The sequence below is a fragment of the Vibrio sp. ABH4_348 genome (assembly GCF_056159765.1).
Genome location: NZ_JBSWVW010000001.1, coordinates 787,488 through 802,743, shown reverse-complemented (window position 1 = coordinate 802,743; position 15,256 = coordinate 787,488). Strand labels below are relative to the sequence as shown.

Below are 15,256 nucleotides of genomic sequence, written 5' to 3'. Positions count from 1 at the left end.
GAAACACCATGGCACGAATTATTGTTGTGACCTCAGGCAAAGGCGGTGTAGGTAAAACTACTTCTAGTGCAGCCATTGCCTCGGGTCTTGCTCTCCAAGGGAAAAAAACCGCGGTTATCGACTTCGATATTGGCCTTCGAAACTTAGACCTAATCATGGGTTGTGAGCGTCGAGTGGTTTACGATTTCGTGAATGTCATTCAAGGTGACGCAACGCTAAACCAAGCGTTAATTAAAGACAAACGATGCGAAAATCTATACGTATTGGCCGCCTCACAAACGCGAGATAAAGACGCCCTCACAAAAGAAGGCGTACAAAAAGTCTTTGAGGGTCTTGTCGATATGGGCTTTGAGTTCATCATTTGTGATTCACCTGCTGGTATTGAGCAAGGCGCGCTCATGGCGCTGTACTTTGCTGACGAAGCTATTATCACGACCAACCCAGAAGTCTCATCAGTTCGAGACTCTGACCGAATTCTCGGCATTTTGGATTCCAAATCACGCCGTGCAGAGCAAGGTTTGGACCCTGTCCGTCAATCATTGCTACTAACTCGTTACAACCCAGCGCGCGTCAGTCAGGGCGAAATGTTGGCTTTGGAAGATGTGCAAGAAATTCTAAATATACCTTTGGCTGGTGTGATTCCTGAAAGCCAATCTGTGCTTAACGCCTCTAACAAGGGTGTTCCCGTGATCTTTGATGAAGACTCTGATGCAGGCCAAGCCTACCAAGATGCGATTCGCCGTATCCAAGGGGAAGACGTTGAGCTTAGGTTTGTTACCGAAGAGAAAAAAGGCTTGTTAAAGCGCTTATTTGGAGGTTAACCAGATGTCACTATTAGAGTTTTTTCGACCACAAAAAAAGACGTCGGCTAACCTAGCCAAAGAGCGGTTGCAAATCATTGTTGCTGAGCGTCGTAGTCAAAATGACCCGGCCCCTGCTTATCTGCCAGAGCTGAAACAAGACATTTTGAACGTTATCAGTAAGTACGTCGATATCGATCCAAACATGGTCGATTTGTCGTTTGAACATAAAGACGATGACATCTCAGTCCTTGAACTGAACGTTAAGTTGCCGGAAGAAGATAAGTAATCTTAATTCTTAATCTAGTAGCGCTCAATTGAGCGCTTTTTTTTGCCTTTGTTTTGCTCAAAAAGAAACCCCAGCCTTTACAGGCTGGGGTTTAAGTTCCCGATAAGATGGGCTACGTGCTAGCGAGGCCTATCTCATAACGTCGGCTTACTATTAAGCTTCCGCTTTCGCTTTTTTAGCTACTTTTTTTTCAGGTTCCACTTTTTGGTCCGCTTTCTTTTTGATTACGGTAGTACCTTCAAACGTTTCACCTTCAACATATGGGCGGCCGTAGTACGCTGACAGCATCACTTCTTTTAGTTCAGCAATCAGTGGGTAACGAGGGTTCGCACCAGTACATTGGTCATCAAAAGCATCTACTGCTAGTTGGTCTACGTGAGCCAAGAAGTCTGCTTCTTGAACACCCGCTGCTTGAATAGACTTAGGAATATCCAAGTTGTCTTTCAGCTCGTCTAACCAAGTTAGAAGACGTTCAATCTTCTGAGCAGTGCGGTCACCAGGCTGAGATAGCTCTAGGTGGTCTGCTACTTCAGCGTAGCGACGACGCGCTTGTGGGCGGTCGTACTGAGAGAACGCAGTTTGCTTAGTTGGGTTGTCGTTCGCGTTGTAGCGTACAACATTGTCAATCAGCATTGCGTTAGTCATACCGTGTGGTAAGTGGAACTCAGCACCGATTTTGTGAGCCATTGAGTGACACACACCTAGGAATGCGTTAGCAAATGCGATACCAGCGATAGTTGCCGCGTTGTGTACTTTTTCGCGAGCAATTGGGTCGTTTGCACCATTTGCGTAGCTAGAAGGTAGGTACTCTTTTAGCATCTTAAGTGCTTGTAGAGCCTGACCATCTGAGTACTCGTTCGCAAGAACCGATACGTAAGCTTCTAGAGCGTGAGTTACCGCATCGTAACCACCGAATGCACATAGAGACTTAGGCATGCTCATTACCAAATTAGCATCTACGATAGCCATTTGAGGCGTTAGCTCGTAGTCCGCTAGTGGGTACTTAGCACCAGTTTCGTCGTCAGTTACAACCGCAAACGGTGTTACTTCAGAACCTGTACCAGATGTGGTTGGGATACAAACCATTTCAGCTTTCACACCCATTTTCGGGAACTTGTAGATACGTTTACGGATGTCCATAAAGCGCATTGCCAAGTCTTCAAAGTGCGTGTCTGGGTGCTCGTACATTACCCACATGATCTTCGCTGCATCCATTGGTGAACCACCACCTAGCGCTAGAATCACGTCAGGTTGGAATGCTTTCATCGCGTCTGCACCTTTCTTAACGGCAGACAATACTGGGTCAGCTTCAACTTCGAAGAACGTTTGTACTTCCATACCGTTCGCTTTCAAGATGTTGATAGTCTCGTCTGCGTAACCGTTGTTGAATAGGAAGCGGTCAGTTACTAGGAAAGCACGTTTTTTGCCTTCTAGGTCACCCAATGCCACTGGCAAGCTGCCGCGACGGAAGTAAACAGATTTTGGTAGTTTGTGCCACAACATGTTCTCAGCTCGCTTCGCTACAACTTTTTTGTTGATTAAGTGCTTAGGACCGACGTTCTCAGAGATTGAGTTACCACCCCAAGAACCACAACCAAGAGTCAATGACGGTGCAACGTTAAAGTTGTAAAGGTCACCGATACCACCGTGAGTGGTTGGAATGTTGATCAAGATACGTGCTGTTTGCATCTTCTCACCGAAGTAGCGAACGCGATCTTTGTTTTTGTCTTGGTCAGTGTATAGGCCAGAGGTGTGACCGATACCGCCAATCTCAACCATAGTTACCGCTTGAGCTACCGCATCTTCAAAGTTGTCAGCGCGGAATAGACCAAGTGTTGGAGATAATTTCTCGTGAGCAAATGCATCATCGTAAGACACTTTACCCAGACCTTCACCAACAAGTACTTTAGTGTCAGCAGGAACTTTTACGCCGGCTAACTCAGCAATCGCTGGAGCTGGTTGACCAACGATTTTCGCGTTTAGTGCACCGTCGATAAGCAGTACTTTACGTACTTTGTCTGCTTCAGCTTTGTTCAATACATAAGCTTTGTGAGTTGCAAAACGCTCTTTCACTTCATCGTAAACGTCGTCTACTACGATGGCCGCTTGCTCAGATGCACAAACCACACCATTATCGAATGTTTTTGACATTAGGATAGAAGCAACTGCGCGCTTAACATCCGCTGTTTCATCGATAACAACAGGTACGTTACCCGCACCAACACCGATAGCTGGCTTACCAGAAGAGTACGCCGCTTTAACCATGCCTGGGCCACCAGTTGCTAGGATAAGTGCGATATCTTCATGCTTCATTAGCGCGTTAGACAGCTCAACAGATGGTTGGTCGATCCAGCCGATGATGTCTTTTGGAGCACCCGCTTTGATCGCTGCATCAAGTACTAGCTTAGCTGCGTCGTTAGTCGAGTTTTTCGCACGTGGGTGCGGAGAGAAAATAATACCGTTACGAGTTTTCAAAGAGATAAGAGATTTGAAAATCGCAGTAGAAGTTGGGTTCGTAGTTGGTACGATACCGCAGATGATACCTACAGGCTCGGCAATGGTCATTGTGCCTAGGCTGTCGTCCTCTTCTAGAACGCCACAAGTTTGCTCATCTTTATATTTGTTGTAAATGTACTCAGAAGCAAAGTGGTTCTTAATTACTTTGTCTTCCACAATACCCATACCAGATTCTTCAACGGCTTGTTGCGCCAAAGGAATACGTGCTTGGTTTGCTGCTAGTGAAGCCGCGCGGAAAATAGCATCTACTTGCTCTTGTGAGAAAGTAGCGAATTCCGCTTGTGCTTTTTTGACTCGTGCAATGAGTGCATCTAATTCAGCCAAGTTAGTCACAGGCATAGTGAATCTCCTCAATTAACAATACTAAAAACTTTTTATTAAGTGTGCTGCTTTTATAAGTCGGTATAAATTAAGGGCTTTCGCCGTTAGCATTCTTAGTAAATTGCTTTCAGGACTGAGTATAAGGTTTCACTCTTTCGCAAATATTGACTCAGATCAGTTATAAAATACTAAATGTGACCATGAGCAAAAAACCAACCCCGACAAATCACTAAGACACTGATATTTATATCTTTTAATAAACATCATGTATTCCCCAAAATGTGATCAGCACACACTTTACGTGCCAGAAAAACCACACTAAATGTAATTTTTTTACATTTTGGATATAAAACATCCTGTTTTACGCCCCCTTCGTGCTACTAATCATAGGCTTAAAACACTATAAAACTAGAAGCATATTTTGAACTTGTGCGTATTTCGACAGTTTTATTGAAAGGAAACGACATCGTGATTTAACTAACCGAGCACAATTCATTTACCGTTTCGACAACTATTAAAAAATCTCATCTGAACTGGCCGGTTTTGACTAAAAATATTCATTCGTCGAAAAGGGCAAGATGCCTTACATTAGCGCCAAATTTTCGCGTTTCAGCGCATGACTTTGTTTGGAAATTACAACGACGATGAGCAGTATTGAACTTGCTATCTACCTCCAGTTTTTTCTTGGTTTGTTTGCCGCAGTCAATCCAGTCGGCATCATGCCCGTTTTTGTTAGTCTGACTGGCCATATGGATGCGCAAGAGCGTACTAAAACAGCGACGACAGCCCTAACCTCTGTGGCCATTATTTTAATTGTGTCTTTGCTCGTTGGTCAGTGGTTATTGGACATGTTTAGTATTTCACTCGATTCATTCAGAGTGGCAGGGGGACTGCTGTTGATGAGTATCGCTTTTACCATGATGAGCGGTAAACTCGGCGAAGAAAAACAAAACAAGCAAGAAAAGTCAGAATACGTCAGCCGCGAACAAATTGGTGTGGTTCCGCTGGCCATGCCGCTAATGGCAGGCCCTGGTGCAATCAGTTCGACCATAGTATACGGTGCTCGTTACCCTTCTTTATTAGAGACGGTAGGGATTTGCGTGACCATTGCTGTGTTTAGCTTTGGCACTTGGCTACTATTTCGCTCCGCACCAATTATTGTCCGTTTTCTTGGTCAAACGGGTATTAACGTGATCACCCGTATCATGGGGTTGATTTTGGGTGCGTTAGGGATTGAGTTTATCGTCAACGGGCTAAAAGGATTACTGCCAGGTCTCGCCTAAACATCGACTTTCATCAGCTTTCAGAGAAAGCACCTAAACAATGTGAGTTTTTGAGTTATGATGCTGCTTATTTTTTGTTTTTCAGTGTTATGAGCACCAACTTAAAAACTCGCCTTTACGATATTATTTTTGGTCATCACACGCCAGCGGGACGCAACTTTGATATCGCACTAATCGTTGTGATTTTAGCCTCTCTTGTGGTTCTGTTACTTGAATCCATTCCCACTATAAACAATCAATGGCACGCCGAGCTTCGATTTATCGAATACGGCTTTACTGCTTTGTTTACTATTGAGTACCTAGTGCGATTGTACTGTTCGCCTAAACCCGCAGCTTATGCCAAAAGCTTCTACGGCATTGTTGACCTGATTGCCATCTTGCCGACCTATTTGGCGTTCTTTTTCCCGGGCGCGACATTCTTTGGCGTCATTCGCTTACTTCGTGTGATGCGAATATTCCGAATTCTCAAGTTGGTTCGATACCTTCAAGACTCAAACCTTTTGCTGCGTTCTTTATTAATGGCTAAACGGAAGATTTTTATCTTCTTCAGTTCCGTGGCCATTTTGGTCACGATTTTTGGTTCACTGATCTACGTGATTGAAGGACCGCAAAACGGGTTTACCAGTATTCCCAAGAGTATTTATTGGGCCATCGTCACCATTACCACGGTGGGCTATGGTGACTTAGTTCCACAAACTGATTTGGGTAAAGCCATTGCATCTTTGACCATGTTGTTGGGTTACTCTATTTTGGCCGTACCTACAGGGATTATAACTGCCGAGTTGAGTCAGGAAATGAGCTCGCATCGCTCACTGGTTAAATGCAGTAACTGTTCGCGATCAGGCCACGATTCCGATGCTATGCATTGCAAGCATTGCGGTTGTGAATTGCCAGAGCCAGATGTTCGGGTTGTTCGCCCAGATGACGCTTGACCCGAGGACAGAAAAAGTAACACCAATAAAAAAAGCAGCGATGATTCGCTGCTTTTTCATTCTATAAGTAGCTGCTATGGCTTATTTTTCGGCTAGGATGATTCGCAATGTGCGACGTAGCGGTTCTGCAGCCCCCCACAATAGCTGGTCACCAACAGTGAAGGCATTTAGGAAGTCATTGCCCATTGCCATCTTACGCAGACGACCCACAGGAACGGTCATGGTGCCGGTAATTTTAGCCGGTGTTAGCTCTTGTGCTGTGATGTCACGATCGTTTGGAATCACTTTCACCCAATCATTGTGCGTAGCAATGATTTCTTCGATTTCATCCATTGGTACATCTTGCTTAAGCTTGATGGTCAATGCTTGAGAGTGACAACGCATCGCACCAATTCGCACACAGGTACCATCAATCGCAATCGGTGATTCAGAGCCTAGAATTTTGTTCGCTTCTACGCCTGCTTTCCACTCTTCTTTGCTCTGACCATTTTCGCGTTTTACATCAATCCAAGGAATCAATGAACCACCTAGAGGTGCACCAAATTGATCAGTTGGGAATGAATCAGAACGAATCACATCTGCTACTTTACGGTCAATATCAAGAATTGAGCTAGCAGGATCAGCAAGCTCTGGAGCAACCGAGTCGCGAATCACACCCATTTGATTGATAAGCTCGCGCATATTTTTGGCACCCGCGCCTGAGGCTGCTTGGTACGTCATTGCACTTGCCCATTCAACCAAACCTTTTTCGAATAGACCACCAAGACCCATTAGCATCAGACTCACTGTACAGTTACCGCCAACAAATGTGTTAGTACCTGCGTGAATGCCTTGTTGGATCTGCGCCAAGTTGACCGGATCGAGGGTAATGATTGAATCTTCTGCCATGCGCAATGTCGACGCGGCGTCGATCCAGTAACCTTTCCAGCCTTGTTGACGTAGCTGAGGGAAAACTTTCTCTGTATAGCTGCCACCCTGACAAGTGATCACGGCATCCAGCTGTTTCAGACTTTCAATATCATAGGCGTCTTGCAGTACACCTGCGTCTTTACCAAAATTTGGTGCTGGAATGCCCACTTGAGAGGTGCTGTAAAATACTGGTTCGATAAGGTCAAAATCTTTTTCTTCAACCATACGTTGCATTAGGACAGAACCCACCATGCCACGCCAACCAACTAAACCTACTCTCATTTGTGCACTCTCCATGTAATAAAATAACGACATACACATATTTCATTGTTTGGTGAGTAAACACAAGCAGTTTCTACAGATAACTAAGGCCTTTTTTAAAACCGAATAGGAGGTTCAATCAAACGGCTAGAGTTAACGAAGTTTGTTCAGCTCAATACGAGCAAGATTCACGGTATTTTCTAGCTCGTTTTGCAACTTGGTGAGCAAGCTCGAATAGTCGCTAGTACCCTGCTTGAGCGCAGTTTCCACTTCTTCTGCTGCACTAGAAAGTTGAGCTGCACCAATATTACCGCCAACACCTTTCAAACTATGCGCCGCTCTAATGGCCACATCTACATCTTCCGAGGCGGCGGTGCGTATTTTATGTATATCGTTTTGGTGGTCGTCAACAAATATGGTCAGCAGTTGGAACACCGCCTCTTTTTCATGATTGAGCGAATCGTAAAGCTTTTGAAACGGATTCGACTCTGCATCGTGTTCAGTTTCAACCGTGACTATATCTGAGTAACTTGCCACAGGTTTGGATTCTACGTTTTCCATGGACTCATGCTTTACTGGGGCAGTAGGTTGTTCGAGTTCAAAATCTGTTTCATTGAGAGGCTGTGCGTTCTGTACATCACGTCGTGCAAGAACAAAAAAACCATTTAGAATCAGAGCCAACAAACTAAGCATGGCGACCAATTGGGTGCTTCGTCTCTCCAACCAGTAATAGTGTAAACGTACCAGTTCGACTTCTTCGAAAAAAGGATGGTCCTTCATCACTCTAACAAGGTGATCGTTTTGAGCATAGCTGCTTAATACTTCCGAGGTATTGTGAAGCAAAAATTGTAGCTGCTTTTTCTCATCAGTATTTTCTAGAGATAATGACAAGCTATAAAGTTGGTCTAACGCGCGATAGATCACTGACACACGCTGTGAATCCCCAAAAATGCCCTCAAACAAATAGGCACTAAGTTGGTAATAACGCGCCATCGCATCATCGGAAAGGCCTTCGACATCTCGCTGCCGATGTACTTGGTCCATGACAGTTCGGAGCTTTAATTCAGTATCAATATAGCTTTGTACATCATTGATATAACGATCTGAAGTGTACATAAGGTGACTGATATCATAAGAAAACCACCCAGCTTCAAACTCTTTGTCGATGCGATTTCGCAATACAAATAGTTGTTGTAAGTCTTCCGCCATCTTGTCGGTCAGTTGATTACGAAAGGACCTTTCGTAATACAAAGACTCGCGAATTTCGACCGCCTTTGAGCGCAACAGCTCCGTATGTTCTATCAAACGAATATGTTTTGACTGGAACCACAAAATCGTCAGTACGCAAATTGCCCACAGGACAATCACTACCCAAATTGGTTTTGCTCGAACTTTCATAGACGCTAGATGCTCTTACCCTTAGTTTCCACCTTATGCGGCGCTTATCACCTGTTCTTCATTACTGCGCTACTTAAGTACGAAGCAAATAACGGAGAATTCAGCCAATCAGTGGAGAGAAAACACTATAAGAATAGAGTTAAATGACGATAAAACCCAAACTAAAGTACCGTTCAGTTCACTTTTTGCTCTTTGAGTTTCATTTTTGGGAGTTGAAGTCGCCAGACTATACACAGAGGACTATGCGTAGTGGCGACCTGTTATAGCCTTTAATTCTTCTGGCGTGTCAATTGGTCGCGAAGATTAGGCGGCGTACCCTTGATAGTGAGCGTATCGGTTTCTGGATCGTAGTAGATACGTTCGCCCAGCAATAAGCTGTCAAAGCTTATGTTTAGGCCACCTCCGGCGCCAACATACTTGGTTAACTTGCGCATGGTTGAGCGATCAGCAGGGAAACTTTCTTCTAACTCGTAACCTCTGTCTTGAGTGTAATCCAAAAAACTGGTCCCGTCTTGAGCGGCAGGTAGCTCGCCGCTCAGCTCGCGGACTGCCACTTCATCGCCAGATTTAAGCTGTTCGTTGCAATAGTCGTATACTTGTTTTTTATATTCGGTCGATTCTGATTTCTCTAGCTTAGAATCTGCGCAGAAGTCTTCCACTGCCTGCATTAAAACCTGATTTTGCTGTTTTACATCTAAGCCAATATCCGCTTGCAAGAAATCCAAGAAAAAGTCGGCCACTTTGCGCCCTACTCGCCCCTTAACATAAGACAAATAACGATTCGAATCTTTATCTGTTTCATAGGTAGATAAGTCAATTCGCGCAGCAATATCCATTTTTGACAAGTCTAAGTAGTCAGTCGAGCCGATGTTCAGACCTTCAGTAATTCTTAAGCTTTCATTGGTAGGAATAATGCCAATAAACAAATAGTCGGTGGCAAGCGACTGATATTCAGCAATTACCAAGGCACCTTCTTCAGCAAAAGGATACTTTGCAATCTCAGTTTTGAGTCGGTTCGCACAGTTTTGTGAAAAATCATAGAACTTTAGCGTTCCCTGACGAACTTGTTGCAACCAGTCTTGAAATTCGCTGTCTGATTTAAAAGAGCCAAAACCTTTGCCTGCCTTTGCGTTAAAAACACGATGCAACTCAGCGACAAGGTTTTCGCTAAATGTATTATGCTCAAGGGAATCTTGGCGAAAAGTAACGGATAACTCATCGCTTTCGTCTTTCTGAAGTTGGTGAAGGATAACGTTAGATAAGTGCAGGCTCATTGTGAATTTTTCGTTGTACTCGCTTAAGGTGTTACGCATTGTAGGTTATCATAACCCGCTTTACTATCATCACCAGGTATCAAGACTAGGTTCGTTATGCCGATTACATCTAAATATAGTGACAAACAAGTTGAAAACATTTTGGCGGAAGTCATCGCGGTTTTAGACAAGCACCAAGTAAGTCCCGATTTGTCACTCATGATTGCTGGCAACATTGCTACAAATGTCCTCAATCAAAACGTTAGCGCGGGTCAACGTAAGGCATTAGCTGAGAAATTCGCTGAAGCACTCATTTCATCTATTAACGAAGAATAAGAAAAATCGGACCCTACAACGAGATATGGTAGATAACGGAAATTCATACGGTGAGCGCGTCTCTCGACTGGTTGGTTGGGGACATTGGTTCGCATTCTTTAATATTATCGCGGCCATGCTTATCGGCACCCGCTATATCTCACAATCTCCTTGGCCTGAGAGTTTCTTGGGCCAGCTCTATTTAGCGGTTTCTTGGGTTGGTCATTTCGGCTTTCTGGTATTTGCACTCTACCTTTTGGTGCTTTTCCCACTGAGCTTTTTAATGCCTTCTAGAAAGCTATTTAGAATGGTAGCCGTGGTATTTGCCACTATCGGCCTCACCACTCTTTTGATTGATACTCAAACCTATCAAGCGATCAACCTCCACCTTACTCCAGTGGTCTGGGAGGTTCTGTTTACCGATGAATCGAACAACTCACTTAGCCAAGACTTGCAGTATCTTTTTGTCGTTGTCCCGCTGATTTTCCTATTGCAGCTTGCATTGTCTGAATGGGTATGGGCTAAACAACGACGTCTTGCTCACAAACACATAGGTAAACCACTGGCAGGAATATTTTTTGTCGCCTTCATCGCCAGTCACCTAATTTATGTTTGGGCCGACGCCTACTTCTACAATCCAATTACTGCTCAGCGTGCAAACTTCCCACTCTCTTACCCCATGACAGCGAAAAGCTTTATGGAGAAACACGGCCTACTGGATCGGGAAGAGTACTTAAAAAGACAAGCTGAAAACGAAGGCAACGTTGAGTTGGTTCGATACCCGCTTGAGAAAATCGAATACAGCAGACGTGCAAATCCTCTGAACATCGTTATTGTGTCTGTCAACAACCTCAGAGCAGACATGTTAAAGGCTGAGGCCATGCCTCATGCCCAAGATTTTGCTCAGCGCTCATTGCGATACAACAATCACTATTCATCTAGTAACGACAGTTACGGAATGTTTGGGTTGTTTTACGGTTTGCCTGGCAGTTACGCCAGCAGTATTCGCTCGCAAGCCTCGCGACCAGTGCTGGTTGACGCTCTGTTGCAACAAAATTACCAATTTGGCTTGTTTAGCGGTAATAACTTTAAGGAAGAGTTGTTTGAAGAAACCATATTCCGTGGCATTACCCCGAATAACGTCGAAGCTTCAGGTACTGGAAGCCAAGATGCTCAAGCTATTGATTCTTGGCGTAAGTGGGTTGGAGAGCAATCAAAGAGTCAACCTTGGTTCTCATTCATTGAGCTTACTACTGTCGAACAGTTCGGTAGTTACAATACAGCGAATACCAACGTGGGAAGTGCTACAGATAGGTTGTCTGCTGGCTACGCTTTGTCTGCCGCCGCCGTTGACCTACACTTGAAAACCATCTTTGACAGTATTGACGACCTTGGTCTTAATACTTCAACTCTGGTCTTGTTGACATCAAATCACGGCTCAGAATTTAACGAGACTCAATCTAATGCATGGGGCTCAAACTCTAACTACAGCCGCTTTCAATTGCACGTACCGCTTATCATTCAGTGGCCAGGTAAAGTACCATCTGATTTTGACCACAGAACCAGCCACTTAGATGTATCTGTTACCTTGATGCAAGATCTATTGGGCGTTTCCTCTAATCCAAACGACTTTAGCAGCGGCAGAAGCTTATTTGATGAAAGCAAACGCAGTTGGATATTAGCTGGTGACGCTCGAGAATTAGCACTAATAACCAACGAACATACGACCGTAATTGATAAGTTCGGCAACTTTAAGTTATACGATAAGAATTACCAGCGTTTGTCTGACGAAAATCCAACGCTGCCTGTTCTTATGCAAGGTTTAACCGAATTGCAGCGTTTTTATACAAAAGGTAATTAAATCATTAGATTGACTAAATCTAGCGGTTGACGAGTAAAACCTTTGCAGTTAGATTAACAGCCATCGGACTGTAGCGCAGCTTGGTAGCGCACCGTCATGGGGTGTCGGGGGTCGTAGGTTCAAATCCTATCAGTCCGACCATACACCTAAAAAGGGAAGCAAATGCTTCCCTTTTTCCGTTTTTAACCCTTGATAACTTACTAAAAAACAACTCTTTGGTTAAATATACGGCAAACAGCCAGCAATTGTTGAAAAAAGACCCATTTAGTTAAGTTAGTACTTTACAGCCCATAAGCTCAGGGCTATTATCTGCACCACACGGAGAGATGGCTGAGTGGTTGAAAGCACCGGTCTTGAAAACCGGCATACGTTAATAGCGTATCTAGGGTTCAAATCCCTATCTCTCCGCCATTTTTCGAAGCCTAAGTTACTGATTTTAAAGTGCTTAGGCTTTTTATTTGTTTTTGCATTTTGGCATGTTACTGACAAGTGATACGCAAAATGTACCTACTCAAAGACCGCTTCGCAACTTACTACGCCCGATACAATGTTTCTGTTCCATTTATGGACAAGGGCTTTCCAAAAGAACTTCGTTTCTCACTTGCTACCAAAAATCGCGCTATTGCGATCGATCGCCTATTGGTTGTAGTGAGCTTTTTGAGACGCGAATTTTCCAAAGTTCAATCTCAGTCATTTACCCTTGAAGAAACCCAACACTTCCTTCAACAACTCAAGAATCAACTTAAGGCCATTCGCGAAGCACACTTCTCATTCGATGCTTCGCCAATCCCCTCTGTGCAAACTAAAAGTGAGCAAGTCGCTTCCACTTCAATACAACATGAGCAAGCGATAGCCACTAAGCCAATAACGAGTGTGGCTGAGCAACTCACCTTATTCATTCAATCTAAGAAACTGAAAGGGGTTCTACCCCGAACCATGCAGCAGCTTGAATCACGCGTGTCGAAATTTATTCGCTTTGCGGGGCGAGTTTTTGAAAACTGGACAGAAGCTAACGCCATTGATTTTCGAGATGGTTTACTGGCAAAAGGGCAATCCGACAAATCGGTGATTGAATACCTTGCCGCGTGTAGACAGTTCTTGAAATGGCTAAAAATCCGAGGGTTAATAAGCAAGAATATATTTGATGAAGTGACTCACAAAGGTGCGCGACGTAAAGCCAGCGACAGTCGCGAGGTATGGCGTAAGTGCGAACTGGATAAGCTGCTCAAACATACTTCTTTAGATAGTTGTGCTGAGCGGTTACACCATCAAACGGAACTCGAAAACTATTGGGTCCCTCGTTTGCTGCTAGCAACCGGAGCGCGTGTTTCAGAAATTTGTCAGCTCGATGTAGCAGACATCAAACTGATTGATGATATTTGGTGTATCGATATTAATGAAAACACGAGCGACAAACGGCTAAAAAGTGCAGCGGCGTCGCGCACCGTGCCGCTTCATCCATCTTTAATCAAAGACGGTTTACTTCAATACGCTGAGCAGCGCTACCAAGCAGGCTGTAAAAAGCTATTTAGCTTTAAACCCCTTGGCGCGTATCGAGACTGGTCAAAAACCTTTGTGAACCGATTCTCGAAGCTACTGGACGAGCTCGGTTTTATGCCGACTTACAGGCCCACACTTCACGGTCTGAGGCACAAATTTGTAAACGACATGCAAGCGCTCGGTATCAGTGAGAACTTGGTTGCCGATATTGTCGGGCACGCAAAACCTAATATCACCTATGGCAGATACGCCAAAGCAAGTCCCGTTAAAATCAAACATCAAGCAATTTGCCAGCTTATTGTCTAGGTAGAAATTGTCATGTAGCCGAGGTCTTCAGCAATGCTTAAAACTGAATATGTTGTCTTTACGCAAGGTGCCGAATGGCCAGCAAGAGGTATATGTACGTCAAAAACGACAAAGCCTGCTGTATAAGCAGGCTCCTTGATATTTGAGTTGACGTTAGTTTGCGTACTTGGCGTTTTCTGCAGCTTCGTGTTCCGCCCGAAGTCTTGATCCCAGAGCTTTCCACGCATAGTAATCCGCATCATCACCCCAGTAATCCGAAATATAATTAGCATAATGACTCGCAGCATTTCCTGTCACATCACCATTTGCCGCTTTTTCAAAATGAGGTACTGCTGCTTTTGGCATTATTTCAGGGCAACCAGCCACACCTTCACCGCACAGTTCGCCATATTCACCGAGGGTGATTTCCTGAGCGTATGCCCATGAAGCGATGATGTTGTCGTTGTTCTCAGCTATCAACTCCAAGACGCGAACATATCTAGCAAACAACTCTGGCTCAATGGTTGAACTTAGATCAAAGTCGTCTCGTGGGAGCGTGGATATTGCGGCAACGGCAGCGGCAACCGCTGGGAAGATTTCAGACTCAGCCAGAACACCACCTGAAGCCGTCACAATTTTCTCGTAATGCTCAAACATAGGTGCATTAGCATCCCTTGCCTTGTCACTCATCATCACCTTAACCTTTGCCGGAATGTTCGCGCTCACACTGGCCGACGCTACCAAACCCAAACATAAAGCCGTTAATTTCTTCATTAATTTCATACAACCTAGCCTTTGTTTTCCATATCCAACTTCTATTATTTATAGATTTAATATTAACATTGAGGAATATGAGCTGACTAGATGAACAAGGACACAGAGCGGCTGATTGCACAAACCATAAACAGCAAAAATTGTGAGCAAGTATTAGGCTTACTCACAATACGTTTTGCCATTTCCGCATTATGGCTCTATCCGAGTTTGACCGTGTTGGCCTCTCTGATTGATGTAGGGATGTGCATCCATAAATTTGTTAATGATATTCACGGCAATTTCATAAGAGGTTTCCGCAATCAATTGTTCTTCAGTGAAATCGACTTCATCTTTGCAATTGCTAAATATCACATGTACACGTACCAGCTGCCGTTCTGTTTCTTGCAGTGTCCAGTTTGAGTTGAGTTCGACTGTATCAAGCCCGTCTTTTGCTTGTGCAATTATGTTTAAAACCCGTGCAGTCACAGCTCGATTAAATCTACTAAGATTAACTTTTGTGATCGTTAGTTTAAGTGCTTCTGAAAACGTAGTAGACATAGTTCCTTTTTTTTAACTATA

At 44.2% G+C, this 15,256-nt stretch carries 13 protein-coding genes and 2 tRNA genes; 9 read left to right on the top strand and 6 right to left on the bottom strand.

The features are described 5' to 3' along the window. The first annotated feature begins 8 nt into the window (after window positions 1–8). Window positions 9–821, top strand: coding sequence for a septum site-determining protein MinD (gene minD / locus ACXAFJ_RS03735; protein WP_475321504.1), 813 nt, complete (start codon window positions 9–11; stop codon window positions 819–821). Between the two features lie 4 nt (window positions 822–825). After that, the gene (gene minE / locus ACXAFJ_RS03730; protein ID WP_475321502.1) at window positions 826–1,089 is read left to right on the top strand and encodes a cell division topological specificity factor MinE; all 264 of its coding nucleotides are present in this window, start codon (window positions 826–828) and stop codon (window positions 1,087–1,089) included. A 153-nt stretch (window positions 1,090–1,242) separates the two neighbouring features. On the opposite strand, the gene adhE is transcribed toward minE, so the two are convergent. Next, window positions 1,243–3,945: a bifunctional acetaldehyde-CoA/alcohol dehydrogenase gene (gene adhE, locus ACXAFJ_RS03725; protein WP_475321501.1), complete on the bottom strand. Its 2,703-nt coding sequence runs from the start codon at window positions 3,943–3,945 to the stop codon at window positions 1,243–1,245. 626 nt (window positions 3,946–4,571) lie between these two features. On the opposite strand from adhE, the gene ACXAFJ_RS03720 reads away from it, so the two are divergent. Together ACXAFJ_RS03720 and ACXAFJ_RS03715 are read left to right on the top strand one after the other, a co-directional pair. Further along, window positions 4,572–5,210: a YchE family NAAT transporter gene (locus ACXAFJ_RS03720; RefSeq protein ID WP_475321500.1), complete on the top strand. Its 639-nt coding sequence runs from the start codon at window positions 4,572–4,574 to the stop codon at window positions 5,208–5,210. An 89-nt stretch (window positions 5,211–5,299) separates the two neighbouring features. Further along, window positions 5,300–6,142: an ion transporter gene (locus ACXAFJ_RS03715; protein ID WP_475321498.1), complete on the top strand. Its 843-nt coding sequence runs from the start codon at window positions 5,300–5,302 to the stop codon at window positions 6,140–6,142. An 81-nt stretch (window positions 6,143–6,223) separates the two neighbouring features. Here ACXAFJ_RS03715 and asd read toward each other — a convergent pair whose 3' ends face one another. The 3 genes from asd to yejK form a co-directional block, all read right to left on the bottom strand. Continuing rightward, window positions 6,224–7,333, bottom strand: coding sequence for an aspartate-semialdehyde dehydrogenase (gene asd, locus ACXAFJ_RS03710; RefSeq protein ID WP_475321497.1), 1,110 nt, complete (start codon window positions 7,331–7,333; stop codon window positions 6,224–6,226). Between the two features lie 132 nt (window positions 7,334–7,465). Continuing rightward, window positions 7,466–8,710, bottom strand: coding sequence for an Hpt domain-containing protein (locus ACXAFJ_RS03705; protein WP_475321496.1), 1,245 nt, complete (start codon window positions 8,708–8,710; stop codon window positions 7,466–7,468). A 269-nt stretch (window positions 8,711–8,979) separates the two neighbouring features. Next, window positions 8,980–9,984: a nucleoid-associated protein YejK gene (gene yejK, locus ACXAFJ_RS03700; RefSeq protein ID WP_475324051.1), complete on the bottom strand. Its 1,005-nt coding sequence runs from the start codon at window positions 9,982–9,984 to the stop codon at window positions 8,980–8,982. 96 nt (window positions 9,985–10,080) lie between these two features. Here yejK and ACXAFJ_RS03695 point away from each other — a divergent pair, with 96 nt between their 5' ends. The 5 genes from ACXAFJ_RS03695 to ACXAFJ_RS03675 all read left to right on the top strand — a co-directional run bounded on the left by ACXAFJ_RS03695 (window position 10,081) and on the right by ACXAFJ_RS03675 (window position 13,945). Next, window positions 10,081–10,299, top strand: coding sequence for a YejL family protein (locus ACXAFJ_RS03695; protein ID WP_475321494.1), 219 nt, complete (start codon window positions 10,081–10,083; stop codon window positions 10,297–10,299). A 25-nt stretch (window positions 10,300–10,324) separates the two neighbouring features. After that, complete coding sequence (locus ACXAFJ_RS03690; RefSeq protein WP_475321493.1) at window positions 10,325–12,139, top strand: DUF3413 domain-containing protein; 1,815 nt, start codon at window positions 10,325–10,327, stop codon at window positions 12,137–12,139. A 64-nt stretch (window positions 12,140–12,203) separates the two neighbouring features. Next, window positions 12,204–12,280 (top strand) — tRNA-Pro (locus ACXAFJ_RS03685). A gap of 179 nt (window positions 12,281–12,459) precedes the next feature. Further along, window positions 12,460–12,550: transfer RNA gene (locus ACXAFJ_RS03680), tRNA-Ser, on the top strand. 90 nt (window positions 12,551–12,640) lie between these two features. Then, on the top strand, window positions 12,641–13,945 hold the full coding sequence (locus ACXAFJ_RS03675) for a tyrosine-type recombinase/integrase (protein ID WP_475321491.1): 1,305 nt from the start codon (window positions 12,641–12,643) through the stop codon (window positions 13,943–13,945). Between the two features lie 153 nt (window positions 13,946–14,098). On the opposite strand, the gene ACXAFJ_RS03670 is transcribed toward ACXAFJ_RS03675, so the two are convergent. Both ACXAFJ_RS03670 and ACXAFJ_RS03665 read right to left on the bottom strand, forming a co-directional pair. Further along, the gene (locus ACXAFJ_RS03670; protein WP_475321490.1) at window positions 14,099–14,698 is read right to left on the bottom strand and encodes a hypothetical protein; all 600 of its coding nucleotides are present in this window, start codon (window positions 14,696–14,698) and stop codon (window positions 14,099–14,101) included. Between the two features lie 189 nt (window positions 14,699–14,887). Further along, entirely contained in the window at window positions 14,888–15,235 is a 348-nt protein-coding gene (locus ACXAFJ_RS03665; protein WP_475321488.1) for a hypothetical protein, read from the bottom strand. Window positions 15,236–15,256: the final 21 nt, after the last annotated feature.

Coding starts and splice junctions, on each gene's coding strand:
- ACXAFJ_RS03715 (WP_475321498.1), top strand. CDS start 5,300: ATGAGCACCAACTTAAAAACTCGCCTTTACGATATTATTTTTGGTCAT.
- asd (WP_475321497.1), bottom strand. CDS start 7,333: ATGAGAGTAGGTTTAGTTGGTTGGCGTGGCATGGTGGGTTCTGTCCTA.
- ACXAFJ_RS03690 (WP_475321493.1), top strand. CDS start 10,325: ATGGTAGATAACGGAAATTCATACGGTGAGCGCGTCTCTCGACTGGTT.
- ACXAFJ_RS03675 (WP_475321491.1), top strand. CDS start 12,641: ATGTACCTACTCAAAGACCGCTTCGCAACTTACTACGCCCGATACAAT.
- ACXAFJ_RS03720 (WP_475321500.1), top strand. CDS start 4,572: ATGAGCAGTATTGAACTTGCTATCTACCTCCAGTTTTTTCTTGGTTTG.
- adhE (WP_475321501.1), bottom strand. CDS start 3,945: ATGCCTGTGACTAACTTGGCTGAATTAGATGCACTCATTGCACGAGTC.
- ACXAFJ_RS03665 (WP_475321488.1), bottom strand. CDS start 15,235: ATGTCTACTACGTTTTCAGAAGCACTTAAACTAACGATCACAAAAGTT.
- minD (WP_475321504.1), top strand. CDS start 9: ATGGCACGAATTATTGTTGTGACCTCAGGCAAAGGCGGTGTAGGTAAA.
- yejK (WP_475324051.1), bottom strand. CDS start 9,984: ATGAGCCTGCACTTATCTAACGTTATCCTTCACCAACTTCAGAAAGAC.
- minE (WP_475321502.1), top strand. CDS start 826: ATGTCACTATTAGAGTTTTTTCGACCACAAAAAAAGACGTCGGCTAAC.
- ACXAFJ_RS03705 (WP_475321496.1), bottom strand. CDS start 8,710: ATGAAAGTTCGAGCAAAACCAATTTGGGTAGTGATTGTCCTGTGGGCA.
- ACXAFJ_RS03695 (WP_475321494.1), top strand. CDS start 10,081: ATGCCGATTACATCTAAATATAGTGACAAACAAGTTGAAAACATTTTG.
- ACXAFJ_RS03670 (WP_475321490.1), bottom strand. CDS start 14,698: ATGAAGAAATTAACGGCTTTATGTTTGGGTTTGGTAGCGTCGGCCAGT.